Consider the following 10,863-nt stretch of genomic DNA (forward strand, 5'->3'; position numbering starts at 1 on the left):
ATGATCATCCTCGCCGATCCGTTCTCACCGGGGGAAACGCATGTTCCTGTTCAATCGCAAGGCGCTGGCCGCGATCGGTGTCACCGCCGCCGCGGTGGCCACCACGACCACGATGTTCAGCTCGCCGGCGCAGGCGGCCTCGGCCGGCCTGGCGAAGGTGACCGGCTCGGGCACCGTTCAGTTCAACGCACTGATGGGCAAGACGAACACGCTGGTCGTCACGATCAAGGGTCGCGTCGTGACCCTCGACGACAAGGTTGCGATCAAGCCGGGCAAGGGCTGCAAGAAGGTCGACAAGACCAAGGTGAAGTGCACGACCTCGAAGAAGACGACCAAGATCAACGTCGCGCTCGGCGACAAGAACGACACCTTCACGAACAAGACCTCCGTCGCCACCCTGATCGACGGCGGCTCCGGCAACGACACCCTCAAGGGCGGCTCCGGCGCCGACCAGCTCCAGGGCGGCTCCGGCAACGACAAGCTGTACGGCAACAACGGCGCCGACAAGCTGTACGGCGGTTCCGGCAACGACTACATCTCGGCCGGCTCCGGCAACGACTACGTCCAGGGCGACGCGGGCAACGACACCGTCTACGGCTCCACCGGCAACGACAGGCTGTACGGCCAGGACGGCACGGACAAGCTCGTCGGCGGCTCCGGCAACGACAAGCTGTACGGCGGTTCCGGCAACGACACCCTTTCCGGCGAGGCCGGTGCCGACACGATCCACGGTGACGGGGGCAACGACACCATCTCCGCGGGCGACGGCAGCGACCCCGAGGTCTGGGGCGGTTCCGGCAACGACACCATCACCGGTGGCAACGGCGACGACGTGCTGTTCGGTGGCACCGGCAACGACAAGATCTCCGGCAACGCCGGCTTCGACATCATCGCGGGCGACGACGAGGAGACCGACACCGGCGCCGACACCATCACCGGTGACGCCGGCACGGACTACATCTTCGGTGCGGGCGGCAATGACAAGATCTCCGGCGGCGACGGCGACGACTTCCTGGCCGGCTACGCGGGCGACGACACCATCACCGGCGGCACCGGCGATGACATCCTGATCGGTGAGTACCTCGACGAGGACGCTCTCGAGGAGGACGGGACCTTCGTGCCGCTGGGCAGCGACACCGCCCTCGACCTCCTCGACGGTGGCACCCACACGGCCGGCGACTACTGCATCGCGAACGCCGCGGCACAGATCTCCAACTGTGAGGAGATCGTGCAGTCCGGCGTCTCCAGCGCCGCGGCTGTGACCGGGGCGAAGAGTGCTCTCGCGCACGTCGACGACGTTCTCGCGTCGATCATCGCGGCTCAGAAGGAACTGGCCGCTCTGGTCAAGTGATCCTTGGTCTTCACCGCGAGGGCCCGGCTTCTGCCGGGCCCTCGCTCATTTGCGGAATCGACTGGGATGATGTCGCTCAGTCCACTTGAGCAGACGGGGAACGTCAGATGGACAAATCTCGCCGTAAGGTACTGGCCGCCATCGGGGTGACCGCTTCCGCGCTGGTCGTGCTCGCCGCTGCGCCCGCGCAGGCCGCCACCACCGGGGTGGCGAAGGTGACCGGGAGCGGAACGGTCGTGTTCACCGCCGCGAGCGGTAGGCAGAACTCCGTGGTCATCACGATCAAGGGCCGCACTGTCACGCTGGATGACCGGGTCGCGCTGAAGGCCGGCAAGGGCTGCAAGCGGGTCGACAAGACCAGGGTCACGTGCACGACCGCGAAGAAGACCACGAAGATTCAGGCGACCCTCGGCGACAGGAAGGACAAGGTCACCGACAAGACCTCCGTTCCCCTGTACGCCGACGGTGGGTCGGGCGACGACACGCTGATCGGCGGCTCCGGCAGGGACCAGCTCAAGGGCGGCACCGGAGCGGACACGATCAAGGGCCGCGATGGCCGGGACTCGCTCGCGGGCGGCGCCGGCAACGACGTGCTCGACGGTGGTTCCGGCGGCGACCAGATCATCGGTGACGACGGCGACGACGTCATCCACGGCCGTGGCGGTGCGGACGACCTCTACGGTCGGGCCGGCAAGGACGTGCTCTACGGCGATGACGGCGACGACACCGCCTACGGCGGGGACGGCGACGACACGGTCTCCGGTGGTGCCGGCGCCGACGTCATCGTCGGCGAATGGCTCGTCGAGGACAACGGGTACGTGTGGGGTGACCCCGCCGCGGTCGACCGGCTGGACGGCGGCACCGGATCGGACCGCTGCGGCATCTTCGGCACCAGCACGGCGACGAACTGCGAGGCGTTCATCCCGATCTACCCCTGGGATAACTGATCGCCTCCTGTGACGTCGATCATGAGCCCGAGTCCACCGGACTCGGGCTCATTTTTCGGGGACGCGGAGCGGTTTGATCGGAAAAAGAAAAACCCCCACATGCGTTTCCGCAGTGAGGGTCTTCGCGCGAGAGTGGCCAGGGGCGGGGTCGAACCGCCGACCTTCCGATTTTCAGTCGGACGCTCGTACCAACTGAGCTACCTGGCCGTGACTGATACTTGCGGTCCTGACGGGACTTGAACCCGCGACCTCCGCCTTGACAGGGCGGCGAGCACTCCAACTGCTCCACAGGACCTTGCTGTGCTGCATCTTGCTGTACTGCGATCTTACCGTGGTACTTTTTACTACCTTGCTTGGCTTGTCGGCAACTCGCGTTGCTAACTTACCAGTACCCCCAACGGGATTCGAACCCGTGCTACCGCCTTGAAAGGGCGGCGTCCTAGGCCACTAGACGATGAGGGCAACTCCGCCATCATTGCACATCGCGTTGGCTTCGCGATCAGCAACGTTTGGTGGCCTTAGCCCCAACCGCGCCCCGTTGAGGCCTGCAAAGCATATGTGATCCACCGAGCGGTCTCCAAATCGGTATCCCTCTTTTCTTCCGTTCCTCTCTGACCAGGGGAAACGTCAGGTCGATCGGCTGGTGGCGGCCGTGGTGACGAGCCGGGCGGCCTCCGGGAGGGAGCTCAGGCGGGTGACTCCGGGGGGCAGATCATCGGGCGGCCAGCCCGGTCCGGCTGCGGCGACCACGACGGGCGGGCGCGGTACGGCGCGCAGGCGGGTCAGCTGATCCACCGCACCGGTCGCGGGCAGTTGGGACCAGACCACCACGACGGCCGGGCCGGTACGGTCCACGGCGTCCAGAAGGGCCTCCGGTGGCAGGCGGGCCCCGAAGAGACGGCTCGGCACCCCGGCCTCGGCCAGGGCCGCGCCGAGCGCCTCCAGCGGCAGCGTGTGCTGCTCCTCGTCGGCGGCGGCCAGGAGCACCAGCGGCGATGAGCCGAGACCGCCGAAGACCCCGGAGGACGGGCCGTTCCAGTCGCTGCCGGCCACCGGCACCGCGGCGAGCGCCTCGGTCACCGTCCGGGACAGCAGGTGCTCCACCTCGATGAAGCGCCCCGTCGCCGCGTAGCGCTCGCCGATGCCGATCAGCACCGGCATGATCACTTCGGTCCAGGCCCCGACCACGCCACGGTCGGCGACGGCGGTGCCGAGGAGCCCGCGCATCGCCGGTGCGTCCAGCCGCATCGCGGCCCGGGCCAGCCCGCGTGCCGAGGCGTCGGCCTGACCGAGAGCGATCACCTGGCCGCCGCCCTGGCCGGGTGCCGGGTCCGGGGAGGAGACCCGCCCCGACGGAGCGCCCCGGGCCCACGCCGCGGCCTCCGCCGGCGCCACACCCTGGGCGGTGAGCCGCTGCATGACCTGCAGCCGGTCCATGTCCTCGCGGGTGTACCGCCGGTGATGTCCCGGCTCGTGGCGGCTCGGGCCGAGCCCGTACCGCTGATGCCAGGTCCGCAGGGTGGTCACCGCGACGCCGAGCCGCCGCGCGGCGGCCCCGGCGGTCAGCGCCTCATCGCCCACCCGGCCGCTCCGAAAAGACGACGCGACAGGCGACGAACGAGGCGACGCTCCAGGCGGCAAGCGAGGCGGCAAGCGAGGCGGCAAGCGAGGCGGCAAGCGAGGCGGCAAGCGAGGCGGCGAGCGGGGTGGCGAACGCACCGGGATGGATCACGAGACGGCCTTGGTGATCCGCTGGGCGGCCAGCTTCCCGGAGATCAGGACCATCGGCACGCCCACGCCCGGCTGCGTCCCCGACCCGGTGAACACCACGTTCGGCAGGGTCGGGTGCAGGTTCCCCGGTCGGAACGGCCCGGTCTGCCGGAACGTGTGCGAGGCCGCGAACGGCGTACCCGCCGCCATCCCCTCGTCCGCCCAGTCCGCCGGCGTGATGATCCGCTCCACCTCGACGCCGTCCCGGAAGCCGATGTAGCCGCGCCGCTCCAGCACCCGCATGATCTCGTCGGCGTAGCGCCGGTCGAGCCCGCCGCGCCAGTTCATCGGCCCGGCCTCCAGGTTCGGCGTCGGGGCGAGCACGTAGTACGCCTGCCGTCCCTCGGGCGCCGCCGACGGGTCGGTGTGCGTGGGGTTGGTGACGAGCAGGGAGGGGTCGCTCATCAGCAGTCCCTTCCGGATCACCTCGTCGAACGTGCCGCGCCAGGCCGTACCGAAATGGATGTTGTGGTGTGCGATCTTGGAATATGCCTGGCGGGATCCGATGTGCAGGACCACGCAGGAGGGGGAGTAGCTCAGGCGGCGGGTGCGGCGCCGAGCCGGGAGCAGGTCGCGGTAGGCGATCGGCAGATCCGGATTGAGTACGACCACGTCCGCCGCGAGATGCTCCCCGCCCGCCGTGACCACGCCGGTCGCCCGCCCGTGCGCGGTGGTGACCCGCTCGACCGTGGTGTCGTACCGGAAGACCACGCCGTGCTTCTCCGCCGCCCCGGCCAGCGCCTTCGGCACCGCGTGCATGCCGCCGGCCGGGTAGTAGACGCCGGCCACCGAGTCGAGGTAGGCGATCACCGCGTAGACCGCGAGCGCGTCGTGCGGTGCGAGACCGGCGTACATCGCCTGGAACGAGAAGATCCGCTGCGTACGCGGGTCGCGGAAGTATTCGTTGATCTTCGGCTGGAGACGGCGGAACGCGCCCATCCCGAGTAGCCGCAGCAGGTTGAGGTTGACCAGATCGACCGGGGTGTCCAGGTTCCGGTCGATGAAGTGGTGCCGTTCCAGCTGCCAGAGCCGCCGGGCGAAGTCGACGAACCGCAGGTAGCCGTCGGCCTCCCGGGGCCCGCAGACCCGGGCGATCTCGGCGGCCATCCGGGTGGTGTCGGTCTTCACGTCCAGGGTGGAGCCGTCCGGGTAGTACGCCCGGTACGCCGGGTGCAGCGGGGTCAGCTCCAGCCAGTCGCTCAGGTTCTCGCCGACCGCGGCGAGCGGCTCGGCGATCAGCTCCGGCATGGTCAGCACGGTCGGACCGGTGTCGAATTCGTAGCCGCCGACCGCGAGGCGCCCGGCGCGGCCGCCCGGCACCAGCTCGCGTTCGACGACGGTGACCTGGCGGCCGGCGGCGGCCAGGTGAAGGGCGGTGGCCAGCCCGGCCAGCCCGGCGCCGACCACGATGACCCGGTCGGTTGGCCCGGAAACGGTACGCACTACGTCACAGCTCCAAGGAGGGGGGAGTCAAGCCGGGGCCATCATGCCGGTCGGTGTGTCGCCACGGTGGCCAGCTCGATCAGCGTCGCGCGGGCCTCCGGCTCGATCGGCGCCCCGGCCAGTGCGGTGAGCCCCTCGGCGACCCGGGCCCGGATCAGCTCCTCGACCCGGGCCGGTGCGCCGGTCTCGGCGATGATCTGCGCCTGCCGCTCGGGCCCGGCGGTGGCCAGCTCGTCGAGCTGCGCGGGGCGGGCCATCTGCCGGGCCAGCATGAGCAGCGCGGTCGGCTTTCCGGTACGCAGATCGTCCCCGGCCGGCTTCCCGGTGACCGCCGGGTCGCCGTAGACGCCGAGCAGGTCGTCGCGGAGCTGGAACGCCTCGCCGACCGCGAGCCCGTAGACCCGGTACGCCTCGCCCACCGAGGGGTGGCAGCCGCCGGCGAGGGCCAGGCCGAAGGAGAGCGGCCACTGCACGGTGTAGCTCGCGGTCTTGTGCCGGGCCACCAGCAGCGCGCGCTCCAGCGACCAGTCGCCGGGCGCGGTCTCGCCGAGGACGTCCAGGTACTGCCCGGCGACGGCCTCGACGCGCATCCGGTCGTAGCGGGCACGGACCTCGAGCAGGGTGGCCGGCGGGACGGGTGTCCGGGCGAGCAGCTGGTCGGCCCAGACCAGGCAGAGGTCCCCGATCAGCACAGCGGCCGAGTTGCCGAAGCGCTCCCCGTGCCGGCCCGCGAAGATCCGGTGTGCGGTGGGCCGGCCGCGGCGGGTGGCCGAGTCGTCCATCAGGTCGTCGTGGACCAGGGCGAACGTGTGCATGAGCTCCAGCGCGCCGAGCGCCGGCAGCAGTGGCTCGGCGGGCTCGGCCGGTCCGGCGACCCCGCGCCACCCCCAGTACGCGAATGTGGGGCGCAGTCGCTTGCCCCCCGCCAGGACCAGGTCCCGGGCCGTTCGCGCGAAGCCGCCGAGCTCCGGGTCGATGGTGTCGAGCATTCCGATCTGCGCGGAGAGGAACCCGGCGAGAGTCCCCTCGACCGCGCCGATCAGCCCGCTGTCCGAGGCCGGTTGCCGGGGTATCGCGAGGCGATTCCCGTCGAGGGTGTCATGGGCCACGATCGGTACCGTACCCTAACTCGTGAAGTTGCGTCGATTCGTGCGTCGATTCAAAAGACTCAGCCGGGAGGCCCGGGGATGACTACCGATCTGGCAGCTGCCTATGCGCGATGCCGGGAGCTGCATCGGGAACACGGGCGAACGTATTACCTGGCGACCCGGTTGCTACCGGCCTGGAAGCGCCGCCATGTGCATGCTCTGTACGGATTCACCCGATTCGCTGACGAGATCGTCGACCGCACCGAGTCGTTGCCGCCCGCCGAGCGGGCCGCCCGGTTGCGGGACTGGTCCGACCGTTTCCTCGCCGGGCTGCGCGGCGCCGAGGCCGACGACCCGCTGCTCCCCGCGGTGCTGCACACCATCGCGGTCTTCGACCTGGACGTCGCCGACTTCGAGAAGTTCCTGCGCAGCATGGCGATGGACCTCACGGTCACCCGGTACGCGACCTACCCCGACCTGCTGGATTACATGGACGGCTCGGCCGCGGTGATCGGCACGATGATGCTGCCGATCCTCGGCTCCAGCGATCCGGTCGCCGCCCGGGAGCCGGCCCGTCAGCTCGGCCTCGCGTTCCAGCTGACCAACTTCGTCCGGGACGTCGCCGAGGACCTCGACCGCGGCCGCGTCTACCTCCCCGAGGAGCACCTGGCCGCCTTCGGTGTGACCCGCGAGACACTGGAGCGCCGGGTGGCCACGCCCGAGGTGAAGGCGCTGATCCGGGACGAGGTGGCCCGGGCACGCGAGCACTACGCCCTGGCCGCGCCCGGCATCCCGCTGCTCGAGCCGGCGTCGCAGGCCTGCATGCGTACGGCGTTCCAGCTCTACGGAGGCATCCTGGACGAGATCGAGGCCGCCGACCACGACGTCTTCGCCCGCCGTGCCACGGTTCCCCACCACCGCCGTGCCGCGGTCGCGGTGCGCAGCCTGCTCACCCGGCCGGGAACACCGGTCCAACTGGCGGCGTGACATGAGGATCGCGCTGTTCACCCGGGATCTGCGCGTACGGGATAATCCGCTTTTGACGGAGGATGCCGTCCCGCTCTTCGTCCTCGATCCGCATCTCGCCGGTCTCTCTTCAAACCGCCTGCGTTTCCTGTACGAGTCACTGGACGATCTGCGTTCCGCGCTTCGCGACCTCGGCGGGGACCTGGTGATCCGCGAGGGTGACCCGGTGGCGGAGACCATCCGGCTGGCCCGGGAGACCGGTGCGGACGCGGTGAGCGTGGCGCACGACGTCACCGCCTATGCCCGGCGGCGCGAGGAGCGGCTTCGCGAGGAGTGCGAGCGACACCGCCTGGAGCTGCGGGTCACCCCGGGGGTCACCGTGGTGCCGCCCGGTGAGGTGCGGCCCAGCTCCGGGGGCCGGGCGTACCGGGTGTTCTCGCCGTACCACCGGGCCTGGGAGGGCGTGAGACTCCGCCCGCTCGCCGACCGGCCCCGCACGATCACGCTGCCGTCCGGCCTCGCCGTGGGCCGGCTGCCCCGGATCCCGGACGGCGAGTCGCCCGACCTCCTGCCGGGCGGCGAGACCGAGGCCCGCCGGCGGCTGCGTTCCTGGTCGCGTTCCCTCTCCGGGTACGCCGACGCGCACGACGACCTGCCCGCCGACGGGACCAGCCGGCTCAGCGCGTACCTGAGGTTCGGGTGCCTCTCGCCGCTGGAACTCGCCGAGGCGGCCCGCGGCGAGGGTTCGGCCGGAGCGCAGGCGTTCGTCCGGCAGCTGGCCTGGCGCGACTTCTACTACCAGGTGGTCGCCGAGTTCCCGAGGATCTCGACCGACGCGATCCAGCCGGCCCGCGACAAGGACTGGCGTCACGACGAGGACGCGCTCCGGCACTGGCAGGACGGCCTCACCGGGGTGCCGGTCGTGGATGCCGGGATGCGCCAGCTCCGGGCCGAGGGGTACATGCACAACCGGGCGCGCCTGATCACCGCCGCGTTCCTCACCAAGCACCTCGGCGTCGACTGGCGGCTCGGGCTGCGCTGGTTCTTCCGCTGGCTTCTCGACGGCGACGTGCCGAACAACTCCGGCAACTGGCAGTGGACGGCCGGAACCGGGAACGACTCCCGCCCGTACCGCCGCTTCAACCCGATTCGCCAGGCGCAGCGCTTCGACCCGGACGGCGTGTACGTTCGTCGCTACGTACCCGAACTCCGGGCGATCGACGGCGCCGCCGTGCACCAGCCCTGGCGCCTTCCCGAGGCGGTACGCCGCGGTCTCGACTACCCCGGCCCGCTGGAGTCACACCGGGACGAGGCGGTCTGGCTGCGGCCGTGACCGGGGTCTGCCGGTTGGTCGCGTCCGTCAAAACGTTCTCGCCGGCAGGCCCCTCCGGGGTACCCGTCCGAGTGGGCGGTCATGAGGACGGCGAGCACCAGCCATGGCCCGCCGTCGCCCCCTCATGACCGCCCTTTCCTCGGTGTTCCCGCTTCCGCGACAGTCAGGGATCGGTGCCATCCGGCCGTACCTGAGAAGTTCTGCTTAGCTGGTTTTCATGGCTTCTGAAGCACGGCAAGTGGACGTGGTGGTCGTCGGACTCGGTGTCGGCGGCGAGGAGGTCGCCGGGCGCCTGGCCGCGGCCGGGCTGCAGGTGATCGGCGTCGAGCACAACCTGGTCGGCGGCGAGTGCCCGTACTGGGGGTGCATCCCCACCAAGATCATGGTCCGGGCCGGTGACGCGCTGGCCGAGGCGCGCCGGATCCCCGGTCTCGCCGGAACGTCCAGCGTGCAGCCGGACTGGGCGCCGGTCGCGAAACGGATCCGCGACGAGGCCACCGACGACTGGAACGACAAGGTCGCCGTCGACCGGTTCACCGGCAAGGGCGGCACCTTCGTCCGCGGTACGGCCACCATCACCGGTCCGGGCCGGGTCCGGGTCGGCGATCAGGAGTACGCCGCCACCCGCGGTCTGGTGATCGCCACCGGGACCGCCGCGGTGATCCCGCCGATCGAGGGTCTGGCCGGTACGCCGTACTGGACCAACCGGGAAGCGGTCGAGGCCGCCACCCTGCCCGCGTCGATGCTGGTGCTCGGCGGCGGCGCGATCGGCTGCGAGCTGGCCCAGGTGTACGCCCGCTTCGGTGTCCGGGTCACGATCGTCGAGGGCTCCGCCCGGTTGCTCGCCATGGAGGAGCCGGAGTCGTCGGCGGTGGCCGCGGCCGCGCTGACCGCGGACGGCGTCACGATCCGCACGGGAGTGCGCGCCTCCCGGGTCTCGTACTCCGACGGATTCCAGGTGACCCTCTCCGACGGCTCGGTGCTCGCCGGCGAGAGGCTCCTCGTCGCCACCGGCCGCGCGGCCCGCCTCACGGACCTGGGACTGGAGACGATCGGCCTCGACTCCGGCGCCCGCTTCCTCGACGTCGACGACCGGATGCGCGCCGGCGAGAACATCTGGGCGGTCGGTGACGTCACCGGCAACGGCGCCTTCACCCACATGGCGATGTACGAGGCCGACATCGCGGTACGCGACATCCTCGGGCAGGGCGGACCGGGCGCCGACTACCGCGCGCGTCCCCGGGTCACCTTCCTCGACCCGGAGATCGGCGCGGTCGGCCTGACCGAGCGGCAGGCCCGGGAAGCCGGCCTCGCCGTGCAGGTCGGGCAGGTACCGCTGGCGTACACGTCCCGGGGATTCGTGCACGGTCCCGGCAACGAGGGCCACATCAAGCTCATCGCCGACCGGGATCGCGGGGTGCTCGTCGGCGGGACCACCGCGGGGCCGTCCGGTGGGGAGATGCTGGGCGCGCTCTCGGTGGCGATCCACGCCGAGGTCCCGATCAGCACGCTGCTCAGCACCATCTGGGCGTACCCGACGTTCCACCGCGGTCTGGGTGACGCGCTCAAGGCGCTCGCCTGAGCCTGCTCGAGGGCCTGCGGTGCACCGGCCGCAGGCCCAATCACGGCGCTGAGCTGCGAGAACGCGCAACAGTAGGCCCCGATTTGGAGCAGCGGGAAACCAGCGGGTAATGTTCTCCGAGCCAGCAGGGAAACGGGCGAGGCAAGCGGAGAGATTCGCACACCGGCCGTCCTGCTAAATCCTCTGATAACGAGACCATGGCATCGCTGTGGGATCGCTCAGTGGCGGGCGTACTGGGTTAGATCGGCACCAACCGGGAGAAACCGGTTGACAACGCCAGGAAGACCTAGTAAAGTAGAGCGAGTGCCCCGGGGAACGGGCCGCGGAAATGCGGATCGTTCGAAGGTGTGCGGTTGTTCTTTGAGAACTCAACAGGGTGCTTG

8 protein-coding genes and 3 tRNA genes are annotated in these 10,863 nt (G+C 70.5%); 5 read left to right on the plus strand and 6 right to left on the minus strand.

Translation table 11 applies throughout. From position 1 onward, the window contains the following. The first annotated feature begins 40 nt into the window (after positions 1–40). Positions 41–1,351, plus strand: coding sequence for a calcium-binding protein (locus tag AB0M08_RS02455; protein WP_364487055.1), 1,311 nt, complete (start codon positions 41–43; stop codon positions 1,349–1,351). Between the two features lie 107 nt (positions 1,352–1,458). Beyond that, the gene (locus tag AB0M08_RS02460; protein ID WP_364487058.1) at positions 1,459–2,298 is read left to right on the plus strand and encodes a calcium-binding protein; all 840 of its coding nucleotides are present in this window, start codon (positions 1,459–1,461) and stop codon (positions 2,296–2,298) included. A 133-nt stretch (positions 2,299–2,431) separates the two neighbouring features. Here the strand turns inward: AB0M08_RS02460 and AB0M08_RS02465 are convergent. The 6 genes from AB0M08_RS02465 to AB0M08_RS02490 all read right to left on the minus strand — a co-directional run bounded on the left by AB0M08_RS02465 (position 2,432) and on the right by AB0M08_RS02490 (position 6,500). Beyond that, positions 2,432–2,505 (minus strand) — tRNA-Phe (locus tag AB0M08_RS02465). Between the two features lie 14 nt (positions 2,506–2,519). Next, positions 2,520–2,593 (minus strand) — tRNA-Asp (locus AB0M08_RS02470). Positions 2,594–2,687: 94 nt separating this feature from the next. Continuing rightward, positions 2,688–2,760: transfer RNA gene (locus AB0M08_RS02475), tRNA-Glu, on the minus strand. Positions 2,761–2,925: 165 nt separating this feature from the next. Next, positions 2,926–3,879: a MerR family transcriptional regulator gene (locus AB0M08_RS02480; protein WP_364487061.1), complete on the minus strand. Its 954-nt coding sequence runs from the start codon at positions 3,877–3,879 to the stop codon at positions 2,926–2,928. Positions 3,880–4,026: 147 nt separating this feature from the next. Further along, entirely contained in the window at positions 4,027–5,511 is a 1,485-nt protein-coding gene (gene crtI, locus AB0M08_RS02485) for a phytoene desaturase family protein (RefSeq protein WP_364487064.1), read from the minus strand. A 41-nt stretch (positions 5,512–5,552) separates the two neighbouring features. Then, positions 5,553–6,500 carry a polyprenyl synthetase family protein gene (locus tag AB0M08_RS02490; protein ID WP_364487171.1) on the minus strand — a complete coding sequence of 316 codons (948 nt, stop codon included), beginning with the start codon at positions 6,498–6,500 and terminating at the stop codon, positions 5,553–5,555. A 198-nt stretch (positions 6,501–6,698) separates the two neighbouring features. Between AB0M08_RS02490 and AB0M08_RS02495 the strand changes: the two genes are divergently transcribed. The 3 genes from AB0M08_RS02495 to AB0M08_RS02505 all read left to right on the plus strand — a co-directional run bounded on the left by AB0M08_RS02495 (position 6,699) and on the right by AB0M08_RS02505 (position 10,480). After that, positions 6,699–7,586 (plus strand): phytoene/squalene synthase family protein, encoded by an 888-nt coding sequence (locus AB0M08_RS02495; protein ID WP_364487067.1) that lies wholly within the window; start codon positions 6,699–6,701, stop codon positions 7,584–7,586. A 1-nt stretch (position 7,587) separates the two neighbouring features. Next, complete coding sequence (locus AB0M08_RS02500) at positions 7,588–8,898, plus strand: deoxyribodipyrimidine photo-lyase (protein ID WP_364487070.1); 1,311 nt, start codon at positions 7,588–7,590, stop codon at positions 8,896–8,898. 217 nt (positions 8,899–9,115) lie between these two features. Beyond that, positions 9,116–10,480, plus strand: a complete 1,365-nt coding sequence (locus AB0M08_RS02505; RefSeq protein WP_364487073.1) for an NAD(P)/FAD-dependent oxidoreductase — start codon at positions 9,116–9,118, stop codon at positions 10,478–10,480. The last annotated feature ends 383 nt before the right edge of the window (positions 10,481–10,863 follow it).

Origin of the sequence: Actinoplanes sp. NPDC051851, assembly GCF_040681165.1 — a bacterium.
GTDB lineage: Bacteria > Actinomycetota > Actinomycetes > Mycobacteriales > Micromonosporaceae > Actinoplanes.